Annotated in this window: 19 protein-coding genes and 1 tRNA gene; 6 read left to right on the top strand and 14 right to left on the bottom strand. The window is 72.4% G+C overall.

The genetic code is table 11. The annotated features are described in order from the left end of the window. Positions 1-62 precede the first annotated feature (62 nt). Both ZF1_RS04475 and ZF1_RS04470 read right to left on the bottom strand, forming a co-directional pair. Positions 63-302, bottom strand: a complete 240-nt coding sequence (locus tag ZF1_RS04475; protein WP_185721770.1) for a hypothetical protein — start codon at positions 300-302, stop codon at positions 63-65. Positions 303-358: 56 nt separating this feature from the next. Continuing rightward, complete coding sequence (locus tag ZF1_RS04470; RefSeq protein ID WP_482636559.1) at positions 359-1021, bottom strand: FadR/GntR family transcriptional regulator; 663 nt, start codon at positions 1019-1021, stop codon at positions 359-361. Positions 1022-1170: 149 nt separating this feature from the next. Here ZF1_RS04470 and ZF1_RS04465 point away from each other — a divergent pair, with 149 nt between their 5' ends. Continuing rightward, positions 1171-2055 carry a fumarylacetoacetate hydrolase family protein gene (locus ZF1_RS04465; protein WP_482636558.1) on the top strand — a complete coding sequence of 295 codons (885 nt, stop codon included), beginning with the start codon at positions 1171-1173 and terminating at the stop codon, positions 2053-2055. A gap of 12 nt (positions 2056-2067) precedes the next feature. Next, positions 2068-2829: an alpha/beta fold hydrolase gene (locus ZF1_RS04460; RefSeq protein ID WP_185721773.1), complete on the top strand. Its 762-nt coding sequence runs from the start codon at positions 2068-2070 to the stop codon at positions 2827-2829. On the opposite strand, the gene ZF1_RS04455 is transcribed toward ZF1_RS04460, so the two are convergent. From ZF1_RS04455 to ZF1_RS04440, 4 genes are all read right to left on the bottom strand, one after another. Then, positions 2826-3715, bottom strand: a protein-coding gene (locus ZF1_RS04455; RefSeq protein WP_482638673.1) for an IS5 family transposase whose coding sequence is annotated in 2 segments (ribosomal slippage) — positions 2826-3343 and positions 3343-3715 — 891 coding nt in all. Because the reading frame shifts where the segments join, the coding sequence is not laid out codon by codon here. The two genes, ZF1_RS04460 and ZF1_RS04455, sit on opposite strands and share 4 nt — an antisense overlap. Before the next feature lie 50 nt (positions 3716-3765). After that, the gene (locus tag ZF1_RS04450) at positions 3766-5277 is read right to left on the bottom strand and encodes a GntP family permease (RefSeq protein WP_482636557.1); all 1512 of its coding nucleotides are present in this window, start codon (positions 5275-5277) and stop codon (positions 3766-3768) included. Then, on the bottom strand, positions 5274-6905 hold the full coding sequence (locus ZF1_RS04445) for an N-acyl-D-amino-acid deacylase family protein (protein ID WP_482636556.1): 1632 nt from the start codon (positions 6903-6905) through the stop codon (positions 5274-5276). The genes ZF1_RS04450 and ZF1_RS04445 overlap by 4 nt, the downstream gene beginning before the upstream one ends. Further along, positions 6905-8152, bottom strand: coding sequence for an amino acid deaminase (locus ZF1_RS04440; RefSeq protein ID WP_476653838.1), 1248 nt, complete (start codon positions 8150-8152; stop codon positions 6905-6907). The genes ZF1_RS04445 and ZF1_RS04440 overlap by 1 nt, the downstream gene beginning before the upstream one ends. Positions 8153-8272: 120 nt before the next feature. Here ZF1_RS04440 and ZF1_RS04435 point away from each other — a divergent pair, with 120 nt between their 5' ends. From ZF1_RS04435 to ZF1_RS04425, 3 genes are read left to right on the top strand one after another with little or no spacing between them, the layout of a single operon-like run. Beyond that, positions 8273-9247 carry a sugar kinase gene (locus ZF1_RS04435; protein WP_346101660.1) on the top strand — a complete coding sequence of 325 codons (975 nt, stop codon included), beginning with the start codon at positions 8273-8275 and terminating at the stop codon, positions 9245-9247. Beyond that, positions 9244-10008 carry an IclR family transcriptional regulator gene (locus tag ZF1_RS04430; protein WP_100879606.1) on the top strand — a complete coding sequence of 255 codons (765 nt, stop codon included), beginning with the start codon at positions 9244-9246 and terminating at the stop codon, positions 10006-10008. The genes ZF1_RS04435 and ZF1_RS04430 overlap by 4 nt, the downstream gene beginning before the upstream one ends. Continuing rightward, positions 10005-10421 (top strand): RidA family protein, encoded by a 417-nt coding sequence (locus ZF1_RS04425; protein WP_167379109.1) that lies wholly within the window; start codon positions 10005-10007, stop codon positions 10419-10421. Before ZF1_RS04430 ends, ZF1_RS04425 begins: the two co-directional genes overlap by 4 nt. Positions 10422-10518: 97 nt before the next feature. Here the strand turns inward: ZF1_RS04425 and ZF1_RS04420 are convergent, their stop codons facing one another. The 5 genes from ZF1_RS04420 to ZF1_RS04400 form a co-directional block, all read right to left on the bottom strand. Next, positions 10519-10788, bottom strand: coding sequence for a DUF2277 domain-containing protein (locus ZF1_RS04420; RefSeq protein ID WP_251785880.1), 270 nt, complete (start codon positions 10786-10788; stop codon positions 10519-10521). 70 nt (positions 10789-10858) lie between these two features. Then, on the bottom strand, positions 10859-11884 hold the full coding sequence (locus ZF1_RS04415) for an NAD-dependent epimerase/dehydratase family protein (RefSeq protein WP_482636555.1): 1026 nt from the start codon (positions 11882-11884) through the stop codon (positions 10859-10861). A gap of 29 nt (positions 11885-11913) precedes the next feature. Next, a complete protein-coding gene (locus ZF1_RS04410; protein WP_062400266.1) occupies positions 11914-12588 on the bottom strand; it encodes a PIG-L deacetylase family protein in 675 nt (224 codons plus the stop codon). A gap of 29 nt (positions 12589-12617) precedes the next feature. Further along, positions 12618-13457 carry a sugar phosphate nucleotidyltransferase gene (locus ZF1_RS04405; protein ID WP_251785885.1) on the bottom strand — a complete coding sequence of 280 codons (840 nt, stop codon included), beginning with the start codon at positions 13455-13457 and terminating at the stop codon, positions 12618-12620. A gap of 1 nt (position 13458) precedes the next feature. Continuing rightward, on the bottom strand, positions 13459-14733 hold the full coding sequence (locus ZF1_RS04400) for a methyltransferase domain-containing protein (protein ID WP_482636554.1): 1275 nt from the start codon (positions 14731-14733) through the stop codon (positions 13459-13461). A 162-nt stretch (positions 14734-14895) separates the two neighbouring features. Here ZF1_RS04400 and ZF1_RS04395 point away from each other — a divergent pair. Beyond that, positions 14896-14966 (top strand) — tRNA-Gln (locus ZF1_RS04395). Between the two features lie 80 nt (positions 14967-15046). Here ZF1_RS04395 and ZF1_RS04390 read toward each other — a convergent pair. From ZF1_RS04390 to ZF1_RS04380, 3 genes are read right to left on the bottom strand one after another with little or no spacing between them, the layout of a single operon-like run. Beyond that, complete coding sequence (locus ZF1_RS04390; protein ID WP_482636553.1) at positions 15047-16210, bottom strand: tyrosine-type recombinase/integrase; 1164 nt, start codon at positions 16208-16210, stop codon at positions 15047-15049. Beyond that, positions 16210-16398, bottom strand: coding sequence for an excisionase family DNA-binding protein (locus ZF1_RS04385; protein WP_062404163.1), 189 nt, complete (start codon positions 16396-16398; stop codon positions 16210-16212). Before ZF1_RS04385 ends, ZF1_RS04390 begins: the two co-directional genes overlap by 1 nt. Beyond that, complete coding sequence (locus tag ZF1_RS04380; RefSeq protein ID WP_482636552.1) at positions 16398-17762, bottom strand: replication initiator; 1365 nt, start codon at positions 17760-17762, stop codon at positions 16398-16400. The genes ZF1_RS04385 and ZF1_RS04380 overlap by 1 nt, the downstream gene beginning before the upstream one ends. Positions 17763-17764: the final 2 nt, after the last annotated feature.

Raw genomic sequence — 17764 nt, 5'->3', positions numbered from 1 at the left:
AGAAGCTCGCCTACGTCAAGGGCTGAACCCGTCTCACGCCCTCCCGGGTCGGGGCGGGCGGGTCAGGCGCCGAGGGTGTCGACGGTGGTCTCGAGGGCGACGGCGAGCTCCTCGAGCGCCTGTCCGGACGGCGCCGAGCCGCCGTGTCGTTCGAGCAGTTCGCTGCGGGACGCGACGACGAGGCCCTGGTCCTCGTCCGCTGTTCCGGGCACCACGCGGGCCTGCCCCTCGACGACGGCGAGCTGCGGGTCCGGCAGGTCGGAGTCGAACAACTCCCGGAGCCGGTCGGCTGTGATGATCACGGGTGCGGATACCCGCCGCGGGCGGGACCCACTCCTCTCGACCCCGGGCGGGCGGGTCAGTGCCGGCCGAGGAGGTTGTCCGACACGTTCTCCAGGTGGATCCGCATGGCCTCGCCGGATCGGGCGGAGTCGCGGTCGCGCAGCGCGTCGACGATCGCGGTGTGCTCGCCGTGGTAGCAGCGGCGCAGTTCCGGGGTGGACGTCCGACGCTTCAACGTGCCCCAGACGGGAAGGGCCCGGGCGGTGTTGAGGACGTCGAACATGTTCATGAGCAGTCCGTTGTGGACGGCCTGCGCGATGGCCCGGTGCAGCCGCGCGTCCCAGGACTCGAAGCCTTCGAAGTCCTCGCTGCTGCCCCCGGCGTCGAGACACTCGGTGATGCGGTCGAGATCGGCCTGCGTCGCGACCCGGGCTGCGAGGGTGGCGACCTGCGGCTCGAGGAGCAGCCGCACCTGCATGATCTCCGCCGGGCTCGTGTTCGCGGGTGCACCCTCGACGGGCTGCAGTACCGCCTCGGTGAGGAACGTGCCTCGGCCGACGTGGCGGATGACCAGTCCGTCGCGTTCGAGCACCTCCAGCGCGCGCCGGATCGCGCTGCGGGGCGCGGAGAGCTGCTCGACCAGGGCCCGTTCGGTGGGCAGCTTCGAGCCGGGGCCGAAGGTCCCGGCCTGGGCGCCTTCGGTGAGGAGGCTGCGCAGCGACTGTTCCACCGCCATCATGCGCCTACAGTAGCCGCAGCAGTGTGACCAATCCAGACCAATGTAAAATCGGCCGAAGTCGATGCTCACCCTCCCCTCGACAGGTCGAGATGAGGGGCGTACGTTCACGCCTGGCCACATTGGTTCTATTGGTTCAGATTGGTGCAGCGATGAAGCTGGTGACCTTCTCCACCGGGTCGGCGCAGCACGTCGGCGTGGTGGACCCCGACGCGGGCGTCGTCCACGACGTCAGTGCGCTCCTTCCGGCCGGCGCCAGCGTCCTCGACGTCATCGAGGGCTGGGCCGAGCTCGGTCCGGCCCTGGAGCGCGACGCCGCCGCGCAGCCGCGGCACGCCCTCGACTCCGTCCGCCTGCACGCGCCGATCCCGGTGCCGCGGCGCGACATCTTCTGCGTCGGCAAGAACTACCGCGACCACGTCGTGGAGTTCGGCCGCAGCGGCTACGACCAGCCCGACCGCTCGGAGGCCCTGCCGGAGTACCCGGTCGTGTTCTCCAAGGCCACGACCTCGGTCAACGGCCCCTTCGACGACATCGAGCCGCACACCGACGTCACCTCGGAGCTGGACTACGAGGCCGAGCTCGGCGTGATCATCGGGCGTGGGGGGCGCGGGATCAGCCGCGCGGACGCCTACGACCACGTGTGGGGCTACACGATCATCAACGACTTCACCGCCCGGGACCTGCAGCGCAAGCACAAGCAGTGGCTGATCGGGAAGTCCCTCGACACCCACGCGCCGATGGGTCCCTACGCGGTGTCGGCCGACGAGATCGACGACGTGACGTCGCTGCAGGTGCAGAGCGTCGTCAACGGCGAGCCGCGCCAGTCCGCCCCGGTGAAGGACCTGATCTTCGACATCCCCGAGCTGATCGCGACGCTGTCGGCCGGGATCACCCTGCGGCCCGGAGACCTGATCGCCACCGGCACCCCGGCGGGCGTCGGGATCGGGTTCGACCCGCCGCGGTTCATGGTCAGCGGCGACGTCGTCGAGGTCTCGATCACCGGCCTCGGCGCGCAGCGCAACCGCATCGCCTGAGAAAGGACGCACATGTACGTCAACGGGAAGGAACTCGCCGTCGAGATCGACGGCCAGGGTCCGGCGGTCGTGCTCGTGCACGGCCTCGGCGGCACGTCGAACTTCTACCAGGTCCAGGCCGACGCCCTCGCCGGTGGTCACACGGTGATCCGGGTCGACTCCGCCGGCGCCGGCCGCTCGGCGAACGCCGAGGGGATCAGCATCGAGTCCCACGCCGACGACCTGGCCGCGGTTCTCGACGAGCTGGGGATCGCCTCGGCCGGTGTGGTGGGCCACTCCATGGGCACCCTCGTCGTGCGCAGGTTCGCCGCGAAGTACCCGGACCGGGTGAGCGCGCTCGCCCTCCTCGGCGCGGTCCGCGAGCCCGCCGAGGCCGGCCGGCAGGCCCAGCGCGACCGGGCTGCGACGTTGCGGGACAAGGGAACCGCCGCCGTCGCGCCCGGCGTGGTCGCGAACGCGCTGTCCGAGAGCACCCGGCGGGACAAGCCGGAGGTGGCCGCGTTCGTCCGCGAGCTGGTCATGCGCCAGGACGCCGAGGGCTACGCCCGCAACTGCGAGGCGCTCGCCGCCGCCGGAGACCCGGGCCCGGTGACCCCGAGCCTGCCGCTGCTGCTGATCACCGGCGACGAGGACAAGGTGGGCCCGCCCGACGCCAGCACCGAGCTCGCCGAGGCCCACGGCTCCGCGACGGTCGAGATCGTCCCCGGGATCGGTCACTGGACGGCCGTCGAGGCCGCCGGCCCGGTCACCGACCACCTGCTCAAGTTCTTCTAGGGCGTGTCCTGTAAGTCGGTGCGCAGCCACAACACGGTCGCGGCGATGATGATCTCCGATCGGTAGTAGGCCACGCGCTTCGCGTAGCGGGTGGCGAGGGCGCGGAACTGTTTGAGCCGGTTGAAGCAGCGTTCGACCACGTTGCGACTGGCGTAGAGGGCCGGGTCGAACGCCGGTGGGCGACCGCCGCGGGGGCCCTTCGCGCGTCGGCGCTGGATCTGGTCGCTGCGTTCGGGGCTGGTGAACGCGATGCGGCGCCGGCGTAGCGCCGCGCGGGTCGAGGGGTGGGAGTAGGCCTTGTCGGCCAGCACCCGGTCGGGCCGGGTGCGTGGTCGGCCGGGTCCGTCTCGGCCGACCACGATCTGATCGAGCAGCGGGAGCAGTTGTGGGTTGTCCCCGGCCTGGCCCGGGGTGAGGATCACCGACATCGGCAGTCCGCGCCCATCGACCGCGAGATGAATCTTGCTGGTCAGCCCGCCACGGGACCGTCCGAGGGCTTCTCCGTCGACGGCGAGGGCTTCGACCCACCCAGTGGTGCAGCCCCCTTTATCCGGGCACCGGCGGAGTGCTGGTGAGCCCGGACGCTGCTGGAATCGATGCTGAAGGTCCACTCCACGTTCCCGACGGCGTCATCCTTGACGATCACGTCGTCGAGGATGCGTTCCCAGGTGCCGTCCGCGGTCCAGATCCGCAGGCGATCATGCGCGGTCTTCCAGGGTCCGTAGCGCTCGGGCAGGTCGCGCCACGGGGCGCCGGTGCGCAGCTTCCACAGGATCGCGTTGATCACCTGACGGTGATCGCGCCACCGCCGGCCTCGCCCTGCGACCGGGGGCAGCAACGGCTCGATTCGCGCCCAGGCCTTGTCCGTCAGCTCACCCCGACCCACCACCCGAGCATGATCACCGACAGCAGGTCAGAACCCTTACAAGACACGCCCTAGACGACGGCCCACACCAGCGCGGCCGCGGCGAACCCAACGACCGACAGGATCGTCTCCAGCACCGTCCAGGTCATCAGGGTCTGCTTCACCGTCATGTTGAAGTACTTGGCGACGATCCAGAACCCGCCGTCGTTGACGTGGCTGGCGATGATCGACCCGGCCGACACGGCGACGACGATCAGCGCGAGCTGCGGCTGGCTGTAGCCGCCCGCGGCGACGGTCGGGCCGATGATGCCCGCCGTCGTCACGATGGCGACGGTCGCCGAGCCCTGGGCGATCCGCAGCGCCGCGCTGATCAGGTACGCCGAGGCGATCACCGGCAGCCCGATCGCGGTCATCGAGCCGGCCAGTGCGTCGCCGACGCCGGTGGTCTGCAGGACCTTGCCGAAGAACGCGCCCGCCCCGACGACGAGCAGGATCATCCCGACCGGGCGCAGCGACTCGCCGGAGATCCGGCCGAGCTCGGCCATCGACGTCCCGCGCCGGATGCCGAGCAGGTACAGCGCGAGCAGCACCGACAGCGTCAGCGCGATGGCCGGGGTGCCGAGCAGCACGAGGACGTCGCGGAGCACCGTGCCCTCCGGGAGCGTCACCCCCGCGACGGTCGCGGCGAGGATGAGCACCAGCGGGACCGCGATGATCGAGGAGATGAGCGCGACCGACGGGGGCGCGGCCACCGCGACCGCGGTCTGCGGGCCGGCCGTCTCCGCGGTGCGGACACCGGCTGTCCCGCCGCCCGGGTCGCCGTCGCCGTCGCCGTTGCTGTCGCCGGTGTCGCGCGCGGAACCGGCCAGGCCGGGGGCCGGGGCGGCCCCGCCGGGCAGGTCCTCGGGCACGCCGACCTGGATCCGCCGCCCGATGAACGAGCCCCACCAGACGCCGCTGACCAGCCAGGCGGGGATGCCGCAGAGCAGGCCCATCGCGATCACCCAGCCCATCCCGACGCCGAGCAGCCCGCCCGCGGTGACCGGTCCGGGGTGCGGCGGCAGGAACGCGTGGGTCATCGACAGCCCGGCGAGCATCGGCATCGCGTAGAGCACCAGCGAGCGGCCGCCGCGGCGCGCGGCCACGTAGACCAGCGGCGCGAGCACGAAGATGCCGATGTCGAAGAACACGGGGATGCCGAGCACCAGCCCGGTGACCCCCATCGCGAGCGGTGCGCCCTTCGGCCCGAACAGCCGGAGCAGCCGTTCGGTCAGGGCGTCCGCGCCACCGGAGCGCTCCATGATCGCGCCGAGCACGGTGCCCAGCCCGATGATCGGGGCGATGTGGCCGAGGATCCCGGCGAAGCCGGTCTCGAACAGCGAGTCCGACGCCTTGATCGGGGTGCCGACGAGGTCGGTGACCGACACGCCCGCGACCAGCGCGACCAGCACGCCGGTGACGATCAGCGCGATGAACGGCTCCAGCCGTAGTCGCATGATCATGATCAGCAGCAGCGCGACGCTGACGGCGGCGAGGGTGAGCAGGCCGGCCGTGTCGTTCTGCAGCCAGTCGAGGAAGGTCATCGTCGTCCTCCGGTGGGGTGGGTGCCCGGTGCGGTCCGGCCGTCGGCCCGGCGGCGCAGTGCGCGGCCGGCGAGCGCGTCGGTGCGCTCCCCGCCGTCGACCGCGACGGCCCCGTTGACCAGGACGTACGGGATGCCGGCCGCCTGCTGGGCGGGCTCGGCGAAGGTGGCGGTGTCGGTGACGGTGTCCGGGTCGAACACGACCAGGTCGGCGGCCAGGCCCGGCCGGACGCGACCGCGGTCGGCCAGGCGGAGCCGGTCGGCGGCGCGCCCGGTGAGGTGGTGGACGCACTCCTCCAGGGAGAACAGCCCGAGCTCGCGGCAGTAGTGACCGAGGTAGCGGGGGAAGGTCCCCCAGGCCCGCGGGTGCGGCTTCGCACCGACGAGCAGGCCGTCGCTGCCGCCGGTGTGCCGCGGGTGGCGCATGATCGCGCGGACGTTCTCCTCGTGCCCGACGTGCTGCAGGATGCCGGTCCCGAAGTCGTCGCGGAGCAGGATGTCCACGCAGGTGTCGAACGGATCCGCTCCGGTCGCGCCCGCGATGTCGGCGACCGTCCGCCCGACCGTCTCGGCGAGCTCGGGGTTCGTGACCCCGCTGATCTCGATCGTCTCCCACTCGGCGACGACGCCGTGGCAGCCGTCGGAGCCGTGGACCTCCAGGTCCTCGCGGATCCGGGCGAGTGCGGCCGGGTCGCGCAGCCGCTCGCGGGCCGCGTCGAGGCCGCCGGACTGGCACCAGCTGGGCAGGATCGCCGACAGCGTCGTCGCACCCGGCAGGTACGGGTAGGTGTCGAGGGTGATGTCGACGCCGCGGGCGACGGCCGTGTCGAGCAGCGTGATCAGCTCCCCGGCCCGGCCCTTGTTGGGGCCGAAGTTGAGCGTGGCGTGCGCCAGGTGCAGCGCGCACCCGGACCGCTCGGCGACGTCGACCATCTCGGCGTAGGCCTCCAGCGCGCCCGCGCCGTAGCTGCGGTGGTGCGGGGCGAAGAAGCCGCCCCGCTCCCCCACCGCGGCGCACAGCGCGGCGAGCTCGGCGCCGTCGGCGTACATGCCGGGGGTGTAGGTGAGCCCGGCCGAGAGACCGACCGCGCCCTCGTCCATGCCGGTGCGGACGACGCCGGCCATCCGGGCGATCTCCGCCCGCGTGGCGGGGCGGTCGTCCCAGCCGCAGACCAGCGCGCGGACGGTGCCGTGCGGGACGAGGTAGGCGGCGTTGCCGGCGATGCCCTCGTCGAGCCGGTCCAGGTACTCCGCGACGGTGCGCCAGGTGACGAAGTCCGCGCCGGGGTCACCGTTCCAGCCGGCGATCGCGCGGCGCAGCACGGGCAGCACGTCGTCGTCGACGGGGGCGTAGGACAGCCCGTCCTGGCCGAGGACCTCGGTCGTCACGCCCTGGGAGACCTTCGCGAGGTGCGCGGGCTCGGTGAGCAGGCGCAGGTCGGAGTGGGCGTGCATGTCGACGAACCCGGGGGCGACGACCATCCCGTCCACGTCGACGACCCGCCCGGCCCGTCCGGCCGCGTCCGGCCCGACCGCGGCGATCCGGTCGCCCTCGACGAGCACGTCCGCGGTGTACCGGGGCCCGCCGGTCCCGTCGACGACGGTGCCGCCGCGCAGCAGCGTGCCCATCAGAAGAACGTCCGGACGAGCTCGACGACCTGCGGGTCGGGGTCCGTGCCGTCCAGCACCGGGATCCAGCGCCACTTGTCGAACGCGGTGCACGGGTGCGAGAGTCCGAGCCGGACGACCTGCCCGATCCGGACCTGCTCCTCGGTGCGCAGGAACGCGTGCTGGTCGTTGACGGCGGTGACGGTGCCGGTCAGCGGCCGCGAGGGCGACCCGAGGTCGTCGGCGATCCGCTGCGGCTCGGGCAGCCCCTCGTCGAACGGGACGTCGCGCTTTCCCGCGTCGAGCAGCGCGAGGCCGGGCTCGGGGGTCGACACCACCCGGGCGGTCACGTGCATGGCCGAGCGGAACGGGCGCTGCTCGTCGTCGCGGGCCAGCGGGGAGATGCCGCGGTAGAAGCCGTCGTCGTGGACGAGGTAGGCGCCCGAGCGCAGCACGACGCGGGTGCGCGCGTCGGCGAGCCCGGCCAGCGCGGCGACGACCTGGTCGAAGTAGGCGCTGCCGCCCGCGGTGACCACGACCTCGTCGGTCCCGTAGGACGGGGCGAGCCGGCGGTGCAGCTCGGCGAGGTCGTCGAGGTAGGCGCGGACGGTCGCCAGCGACGCCTCCGACGGGTCGTGCGCGAGCGCCCCCTCATAGCCGCCGACCCCGGCCAGCGCCAGCGCCGGGCTGGCCACGACGGCCGAGGCCACCCGCTCGGCCTCGGCCAGGGTGCGCGCGCCGGTCCGGCCGCCGGGCGCCCCCAGCTCGACGACGACGGCGAGCGGCCGTGCCGGGGACCCCGCGGCGGTGGTCATCGCGGCGACGGCGTCGACCGAGTCGACCCAGCTCAGCACCTCCAGCTCCGGGTCGGCGTCACGCGCGGCGGCGACGGCCCGCACGCCCGCCGGGTCGACGAGCGCGTTCGCCAGCAGCACCCGTCGCACGCCGGCGTCGATCGCGATCCGCGCCTGCCACGGCGTCGCGACGGTGATCCCCCAGGCGCCGTGGCGCAGCTGCAGGTCCCACAGCGCGGGGGCCATCGTCGTCTTGCCGTGCGGGGCGAGGTCGACGCCGTGCGCGGCACACCAGCCGGCCATCCGCTCGGCGTTGGCGTGCAGGGCCGCCCGGTCGAGGGTGAGGACGGGGGTGGCCAGGTCCGACAGCCGCGGCCCGCCGGCGAGCCACTCGTCGACCGTACCGGGCAGCGGCGGGACCGACTTGGCGTACGGGCCGGGCCGTTCGGCGCCGAGCGACGCGTACCGGAGCATCCCGTTCTCCCCTCTGAGCAGGTACGTTGCGTATTCTGCAGCGCTGGTTGCGTATTTCGGTGCGGCTGTTCTAGCATCGCCGCGACAGATCGGTCAACGACGGCGGAGGAGAACCCAGCAGTGGAAACCCCGGGCCGCAGCGCCGTGGTGTGCTTCGGCGAGGCCCTCGCCCTGGTCCCCGACGCGGCCGCCGTCGACGACCCGCGGGCCCCCGCGCACGCCGCGGGCGCCGAGGTGAACGTCGCGCTCGACCTGGCCGCGGCCGGCGTCGCGGTGGCGTGGGTCGGGCGTCTCGGCGACGACCGGCACGGCGCCCTCGTGCAGCACACGCTCGCCGCCGCCGGGGTCGACACCGGTGGGATCGGCGTCGACCCGGACCTCCCGACCGGCCGTTACGCCAAGTCCCCGGCGCCCGACGGCGGCACCGTCATGACCTACCGGCGGTCCGGGTCGGCGGCCTCGGCGGCCGGGCCCGAACTGCTGGAGGTGCCCGCGGTACGCGACCGGATCGCCGTCGCGGACTGGGTGCACGTCGGCGGGATCACCGCGGCCGTGTCGGCGTCCTGCGCGGCCGCACTGGCCGCGCTGCTGGCCCGCCCCCGCCGGTACCGGGTCGTGTTCGACGTGAACTGGCGCGAGCAGATGTGGCCCGACGGCGACCCGGCCCCGGTGGCCGCGCTGGCCGATCGGGCCGACGTCGTACTCGTCGGGGCGGACGAGGCGCGGCGGGTGTTCGGCACCGACGACCCGGCCCGGCTGCGCACGCTGCTGCCCGGCCCGGAGCTGGTCGTGGTCAAGGACGGCGCCCGGCGCGCACTGGCCGTGCACCGCGACGGTGCGGTCACCGAGCGCGCGGCGCTGGTCGTCGACGTCGTCGAGCCGGTCGGGGCGGGCGACGCGTTCGCCGCCGGGCTGCTCACCGGCCTGGTCCGCGGCGAGGACGTGGGCCGCTGCCTGCGCCGGGGCCACCTCGGTGCCGCCGCGGTGCTCGTCGTTCCCGGCGACTCCGCCGCACCGCTGCCCGAGCACCTGCTCGACCTCGACGACGACGCCTGGGCGACCCTGCGCGTGAGCGCCGACCGGGAGGCCGTGTGAGCACCAGCCTGACCAAGGCGCTGCGGATCCTGGTGGTCCTCGGGGAGGGCCCGGCGTCGCTCGACGAGCTCGCCACGGCGCTCGAGGTGCACAAGACGACCGTCCTGCGGCTGCTGCGCACCCTGGCCGACGAGCACTTCGTGCACCGCGACGACCACCACCGCTACCGGCTCGGCTCGCGGCTGTTCGAGCTGTCCTCGCGCGGGCTGGACCAGCGCGAGGTGCGCACGGTCGCCGCACCGCACCTGCACGCGTTCAACCGGGCCCACGGCCACACCGTGCACCTGTCCGAGCGCGACGACGGCGAGATCGTCTACATCGACAAGCTGGAGTCGCTCGACAACGTGCGCATGGCGTCGCGGGTCGGGCTGCGCGGACCCGTGCACTCCACCGCCGCCGGGAAGGTGCTGCTCGCCGACCTGCCCGCGGCGGAGCGGAACCGGGTGCTCGACGACGTCGACTTCCCCGCCCGCACCCCGCACACGATCACCGACCGCGACGCCTACCTGGCCGAGCTCGCCCGGGTGCGTGAGCAGGGCTGGGCCCAGGACCGCGAGGAGAACGAGGCCTCGATCAACTGCATCGGGGCGCCGGTCCGCGGACCGGCCGGAACCGCCGTCGCGGCGGTGTCGGTGTCCGTGCCGACCATCGTCGCCGGCTACGACCAGCTGATGGAGCTGGTCCCGTCACTGCTGGCCGTCACCGGGACGATCTCCCGCGACCTCGGCTGGCGCCCGACCCGAGAGGATCCCCCCGCATGACCACCGCCGCCAACGGCACCGTGACCACCACCGACGCACCCGCCCCCGCGCACACCTTCAGCCAGGGCGTGCGCAAGGGCGGCCTGCTGCAGGTCTCCGGGCAGGGCCCGATGGACCCGGCGACGAAGCAGTACATCGCGCCGGGCGACGTGCACGCCCAGACGCTGCGGACCCTGGAGAACGTCCGCGCGATCCTGGAGGCGGGCGGCGCCTCGGTCGGCGACGTCCTGATGTTCCGCGTCTACCTCACCGAGCGGGAGCACTTCTCCGCGATGAACGACGCCTACGGCGAGTTCGTGTCCCGGCACGTCCCCGACGGTGCCGCGCTCCCCGCCCGCACCACGGTGTTCGTGGGCCTCCCCCACGCCGAGATGCTGGTGGAGATCGACGCACTGGCCGCTCCCGCCGCGTAGTGCTCGTCGAGACGCACGTTCTCGCCCCCGGCAGGGCGGAAACGTGCGTCTCGGTGGCTGCACGGAGGCGGGCCCGGTTGCTCGGTCCCGCGCCGGATCAGCGGGCGTAGCGCAGCTCCGCCCGCGCCCGGGCCTTCGCCGCCTCCACCTCACGGTCCTTCGGCGGGGCGGTCGTGGTCAGCCCGTCCAGCAGCTCCCGGGTCGCCTCGGCGACGGCGGCGACCGCCCGTTCGAACACCTCGGCGTTGGCCTGCGAGGGCTTCGCCGACCCGGCGATCTTGCGGACGTACTGCAGCGCCGCGGCGTCCACCTCGTCGGGCGTGGCCGGCGGCTCGAAGTTGTGCAGGGTCCGGATGTTGCGGCACATGGCTCCCCCTGGAGACGTCGACGGCCCGCCCCGCGACGGTAGCGCGGGACGGGCCGTCGGCCGAGCGGTCCTACTTCACGACGTGCATCGACCCGTCGAGCTCCCCCGCCGCCTGACGACGGTTGAGCACCGCGAGCCGGGTGAAGGAGTTGTCGAACGCGTCCTGGGTCAGGCCGCGTTCCCGGTACTCGGTGGCGAGCTGCTCGGCACCGGCCGGGATCGTCCAGGACGCCTCGAAGCCGAGCTCCTTGCGCGCCCGGGAGAAGTCCACCCGGTACGACCGCGGGTCGTTGCCGGCCTCGCCGGTGATGTTCAGCGTCGAGCCGGGGACGGCGTCGATCACGGCCTGCGCGATCTCGGCGACGGTCCGGTTGTTCCGCTCGGTGCCGACGTTGTACGCCCGCGCCCGGACGACGTCCGCCGGGGCGCCCAGCGCCGCGACGACGGCACCCGCGATGTCCTCGGCGTGCGCGAGCGGGCGCCACGGGGTGCCGTCGGAGAGCACCGTGACCTCGTTCGTCAGGACCGCGCGCCCGACCAGGTTGTTCAGCACGATGTCCGCGCGCAGCCGCGGGGAGAAGCCGAAGGCGGTCGCGTTGCGCATCGAGACCGGCACGAAGTCGGCGTCGGCGAGCTCGGCGAGGTCGTCCTCGACGCGGACCTTCGAGATCGCGTACGGGGTGACCGGCTTGAGCGGGGCGTCCTCGTCGACGAGGTCGTCCCCGGACTGGGCGCCGTAGACCGAGCAGGTGGAGGCGTAGACGAAGCGGCCGACACCGGCCTCCTTCGACAGCCGCGCCAGCCGGGACGACGCGTGGTGGTTGATGTCGTAGGTGATCTCCGGGGCGAGCGAGCCCAGCGGGTCGTTCGACAGCGCCGCCATGTGGACGACGGCGTCGAACCCGGCGAGCTGCTCCACGGTCACGTCGCGGAGGTCGGTGTCGAAGCCCTCGACGTCGGGGGTGTCCAGCGAACCCAGCACGCAGTCCGCGAACAGCCCGGAGTCCAGGCCGGTCACCTCGTGACCCGCGGCCGCCAGCAACGGCGCCATCACGGTCCCGAGGTAGCCCTGGTGCCCGGTGAGCAGTACGCGCATGAATATCCCTTTCTCGGCGGTGTGCGGGGTCAGAAACCGTTCGGCTCGGAACCGACCATCGGCGCTGCGGACAGCGTCAGCTTCTGGACGTGGAAGCCCTCGGCGTAGCGGGCGTGGCACTGCACCCCGCGCACGCGGGCCAGGCCGCGGAAGGTCTCGTCGTCGAACCAGGTCCGGTCGCGCTGGCTGCCGTAGTGCTCGTTGAGCTTGGCGATCTTCTCGGTGAGCACCGGCTCGGACAGCGGCAGGAAGACCGTCGGCTGGGCGAGGTCGCCCTCCCACTTGAGGATCTCGTAGCCGAGCGTCAGGTGGTCGCGGAACGCGGTCGGGATCATCTGCGACAGCGTCCGGTGGTCCTGGTGGGCGTCGTGCGGCGACGGGCCGATCACCAGGTCCGGCTCGCTGCGGCTGCGCAGGTCCTCCAGCGCCATCTTCGCCCGCTCCCAGTGCTGCGGGACGCGGCCGTCGGGCAGGTCCATGACGACGACGTCGAGGTGCGCGCCCGGGGTGAACGCGGCCAGTGCGGCCCGCTCCTCCTCCTCGCGCAGCGACCCCGCCCCGGTCAGGACCAGCGCGGTGACCTGCACCCCCGGATAGGCGCGGCACAGCTCCAGGAGCATCCCGCCGGCCCCGATCGGGATGTCGTCACAGTGGGCGCCGAGCAGCAGGATGCGGTCCAGCCGCTCGGGCAACAGGTTCAGCACGGTCTCTCGTTCCCCCCCGGAATCGCGGCCTAGTCGCGCTGGTGGCTGCTGCGGTGCATCTCCGCGATCGCGGCCTGCAGCGGGTCCTGGTCGGTCTCGTGGGACTCCCAGAGCATCCACGGTCGCGCGCCGCTCTGGTAGGCCGCCTCCAGCGCGTTGCGCTCCTTGACGGTGTCCGCAGGCTGCCAGAAACCGCGGTGCCGGTAGGCCGACATGCGGCCCTTGCGCGCCAGCGGGGCGGCGGCGTCGGCGATCAGGTCGCAGTCCTTCTCGAGGAAGTCGAAGATCTCCGGCCGGAACATGAGGTAGCCGCCGTTCTCCCAGATCGGCATCTCCTGCAGCGTGGTGATCGACTCGAGCCTGCCGTTGTCGTCGACGTCGACGCAGTGGAACGCCGACTGCGGCGGCACCGCCATCAGCTGTCCGACGGCGTCGGTGCCGGCGAACTGCTCGACCATCCTGTCCAGCGGGGCGTCGGTGAGGACGTCGGCGTAGTTCGCGTGGAACATCTCCTCGTCCTTGACCAGCGCCTTCACCCGGCGCAGACGCTCACCGATCGGCGAGTCCAGACCGGTGTGGACGAACGTGATGTTCCAGTCCTTGATGTCGCTGCCCATGAGCTCGACCTCGCCCTGGTGCAGCACGAAGTCGTTGGACTCGGTCTCGTCGTAGTTCAGGAAGTAGTTCTTGATGTGGTGCGCGCCGTAGCCCAGGCACAGGACGAAGTCCTTGTGGCCGAAGTGGGCGTAGTAGCGCATCACGTGCCAGATCAACGGGCGCGGCCCCACCGGGTGCATCGGCTTCGGGAGGTCGGACGCGCCATCGCGCATCCGCATGCCGTAACCACCGCAGAACAGGACGACCTTCACGTCAGACCACCTCGAGCGACGGGATCGGGAAGACCAGCGTGCCGCCCCACTCGCGGACGTAGGACAGCTGCTCGGTCAGCTCGGTGCGCAGGTTCCAGGGCAGGATCAACACGTGGTCGGGGCGGTCCTGCGCGATCCGCTCCGGAGCGAAGATCGGGATTCGGGTGCCCGGCGTTAGCCGCCCGTGCTTGTACGGGTTCCGGTCCACCGTGTACTCGAGCAGGTCGGGCCGGATGCCGCAGTAGTTGAGCAGGGTGTTCCCCTTGCCCGGGGCGCCGTAGCCGACCACGCGCTTGCCCTGCCGGCGGGCGTCGATGAGGAACGCCACCAGGTCGTCGCGGATGGTGGAGACGGCCTCGGCGAACCCGTCGTGCCCCTCCGGCGTGTGCAGCCCGGCGGCCGCCTCGGCGGCCAGGACCTCGCGGACCGTCGCGCTCGGCTCACCGGCGACCTCGGCCGGGCGCGCCCACATGCGGATGGAGCCGCCGTGGGTGTCGAGCAGCTCGACGTCGACCAGGGTCAGCCCGCCCGCGGCGAGCGCCCGCTGCCCGGTGAGCAGCGTGTAGTACTGGAAGTGCTCGTGGTAGATCGTGTCGAATTGCTTGCGCTCGACGAGCGTGAGCAGGTGCTGGACCTCGATGGAGACCCAGCCGTCGTCGGCGACCATGGCGCGCAGTCCCTGCGCGAAGCCGACGACGTCGGGGATGTGGGCGAACACGTTGTTGCCGCAGACCAGGTCGGCCGGGCCGTGCTCGGCGCGCACCCGGGCGCCGGTCTCCGGGGTGAGGAACGCCGTCAGCGTCGGGACGCCCTTCTCGCGGGCGGCCTCGCCGACGTTCACGCTCGGCTCGACGCCGAGGCAGCGGATGCCCTTCGCGACGACGTGCTGGAGCAGGTAGCCGTCGTTCGAGGCGACCTCGACGACGAACGAGCCCGTGTCCAGCCCGGCGCGCTCGGCCGCCGAGTCGACGAATCGGCGCGCGTGGTCCACCCAGGACGAGCTGAACGAGGAGAAGTAGGCGTACTCCTCGAACGTCTCCTCCGGGCTGATCTCCGGGGGAAGCTGGGCGAGAAGACACGAGTTGCACACCCGCACGTGCAACGGGAAGGTCTGCTCGGGCTGCTGCGCCGTCTGCTCGGTGAGGAACAGCTCGCAGGGCGGTGTGGCGCCCAGGTCGCAGAAGCTGCGCAGGTCGGTCGTGCCACAGAGACGGCACGTCAACGCGGTTCCGGACCCGATCGACGACGTCGTCCCGGAAGCATCCGTGTTCAGCACGCACGGGAGTGTGTCAACCCGACGCGGATCCGCCGCGCCCGGGGTGCGGATCACCCTTTCGTGGGCGTTTGTCCGTGATCCCGGTCATCCAGGGCCGACGCGCAGGGCGGGTGCGCTGCGAGGACGGCGTCGCCGACGTGTCACGATGACGAGGCCCCACGATCCGCCGTGGTGTAACGGCAGCACCTCGGATTTTGGTTCCGATGGTCCAGGTTCGAATCCTGGCGGCGGAGCAGGCCGCTGACATGCGAAACGGCCCGGCAGGGTCTCCCCCGTCCGGGCCGCGGTCCGCTCCTGACATCCGGTTCTGACATCAACCGCCCTCGCCGAACAGGCCGTCCATGCGCGAGGCCATCCGACGCTTCGAGTCGTCGAGGACGTGGGCGTAGGTGTTCATCGTGATGCCGATCGAGCTGTGACCCAGCAGCTCCATGACCTCCCGGTCCGACGCACCTTCCGCCAGCAGCAGGGTCGCGCAGGTGTGCCGGAGGTCGTGCACGCGCGAGTGCGGCACCTCCGCCTTGGTCAGCAGCCGGTCGAACGCCCGGTTCACCGAGCGCGGGTCGATCGGCTGGCCGGACGTCGACACGAACACCAGGTCCGCAGGCTGGCCGTCCACCCGTCGCTGCTCACCGACGGCCCTCCCCCGGTTGATCTCCGGCTGCCGACGCAGGGCCGCGACGCACACGGCGGGCAACGTGAGGACCCGCCGCGACCGTGCACTCTTGGGCTCGCCGAAGAGGAACACCCCGTCGAGCTTCTGCACCGTGCGCCGGACCCGCAGCGTTCCCGCGTCCAGGTCGACGTCCGACCAGGTCAGCCCCAGCACCTCACCGCGCCGCAGACCGGTCGTCAGCAGGATCAGCCAGAGTGCCGCGAGCCAATGGGTGTTCGCGACCCGCAGGAACTTCCGCGCGACCTCCGGCGAGAGCGGCGTGATCTCCGGCGGGGTCGCCCGCGGTGGGCTGACCAGCTTGGCGACGTTGCGGCCGATCAGCTCGTCCCGGACGGCGTGTTGCAGCGCGCTGCGCAGCACGGCGTGGATGAACTGGATCGTCCGAGGCGAGAGCACGCGCCCGCTGGTGCCCTTGGTGCGCCCCAGGGTGGCCATCAGCCCGCGGACGTCGGACGGGCTGAGCCGGTTGAGCTTCTTCCGGCCGAGGTGCGGGGTGATGTAGTCCCTGATCAGCGCCCGGTAGCGGGCGAAGGTCGACGGGCGCAGCTCGTGCACCGCGATGTGGTCCAGCCAGTACGTCAGGTACTCGTCCAGCCGCATCGCCGAGGACTCCGACGGCACGCCCTTGCGGTTGTTGTCGAGCAGCTCCAGCCGCTTGTCGTTGGCCTCGTCCCAGGTGCGGCCGTAGACGAACTTCCGGCGACGGTGCCCCGTCGGGGTGAGGACGTACACCGCGGCCTGATAGCGCCCGTCCGAGCGCTTGACCACGGTGCCCATGCCGTTGCGCTCGCGGCCGGCCATCAGGACGCCTCCCGGCTCTCCTGGACCAGCCGGAGGGCGTATTCGTGCACGGCGCTCACCGGGATGCGACGCAGCTTCCCGATCTTCACCGAGTCGATCTCCCCGGCGATGATCAGGTCGAAGACCTTGGAGCGCCCGACGTGCAGCGCCTCCGCGACCTCCTGGACGGTCAGCAGCACGCGTTCCATCACGCCCCCTCCCCCGCTCGTGTCCCCCGGCTCTGCCTCTGCTCGCGTCGTCGTTCGGCGATGCCCAGTGCGATCTCTCGTTCCGCGTCGTTGCGGTGCCCGATGTGGACGACGGCCCAGTCGTTGAACACCAGCACCGCACCGGGCTCCGTGGGGGTGTCGAGGGCGGCGAGGGTCTCCCCGAGCCGGTAGGTGCGGCGGTCTCCGCGGATCGCGCCGAACGTCGTCGAGTACGCGCGGGACTTGGTGAGGAAGTGGCCGCGGAAGCTGAGCATGTGGGCCCATCGGCGCAGGTTCAGCCCCTCGTACTGCTCGATGCCGCCGAGCTCCCACGCGGTCTCGATGAGCCGTCGGTGGTGGGGGGTGATGTCGAGGTGGTCGAGGTGGGCGATGTCGCGGATGGGCCGGTCGGTGGCCTCGGACCTGCCGGTGCCCTTGGTGGCGTACTTGGCGACGCAGGCGGCCAGGGCTGAGTCGGTGATCTCGCCGTCGTCGTTCTCCAGCGCCGCCGCGGTGGTGGAGGTGATGGGGCGGATGTCGACCTGCGTCCCCCAGGCGAGCACCTGCTGGGAGCCGTCGGGCCGGTCGACGGTCAGCGACACGTCGTGGGCGGCATCCCGGATGGCCGCATGGAGTGCGTCGGCGGTGATCCCGGCGGGCGGGGCGGTCCAGGGCCCGTCGGGGCCGTCGAGGCGGACGACGGCGTGGAAATGGACCAGTCCGCGGCGCTGGTACTCGGCGACCTTGGCGTAGGACAGCCGGGCGTGGTCACGGAAGTCGCGGACCTTGACCCCGAGTGTCTGGGCGAGGAGGCGGCGGAGGCGGATGGCGAACCGGTTCCACAGGATTCCGGAGTGGGCCTGCCAGAGCACCGCGCCCACGTAGTCGTGGGTGTCGGGGTCGAGGGCGCAGCCGACGCGGGGGTCGTCGCGGTGGTGCTTGTCCCCGCAGCGGCAGGGGATCACGAGGCCGCGGGCGGTGACTCGGCGAGTGTGGACCGGCCCGAACGACGGTGCGGTGAGGGTGACGAACAGTCGCGGGTGGGTGGCGGCGGTGTCGGGGACGCCCTTTCCGCCGGCCATTCCGGAGCGCAGGAGGTGGTAGGCATCGGAGGCGTAGCGGTCCGAGCACGCGGGGCAGACCGACGCGCGGCGGTTGCCGCACGGGGCGAGGATCTCGCCGTTGCGTTCGGCGAGGACGGTGCCGGTGGCGCGGTCGTAGATGCGGGAGGAGCCGGTGAGGTGGATGGGGGCGGCGCAGCCGCCGATGGCGGTGACCTCCCGGCGCCAGGTCTGGAAGCCGTCGGAGCGCAGCAGGTGGGACAGGTCTTGGTCGTGCTGTGTGCTGGTGGCAGCCGTGTTCACGG

Source organism: Pseudonocardia sp. ZF1 (genome assembly GCF_056835605.1).
Note: the sequence above shows the minus strand (reverse complement) of the source record. Positions and strands in the feature narration are given on the sequence as shown.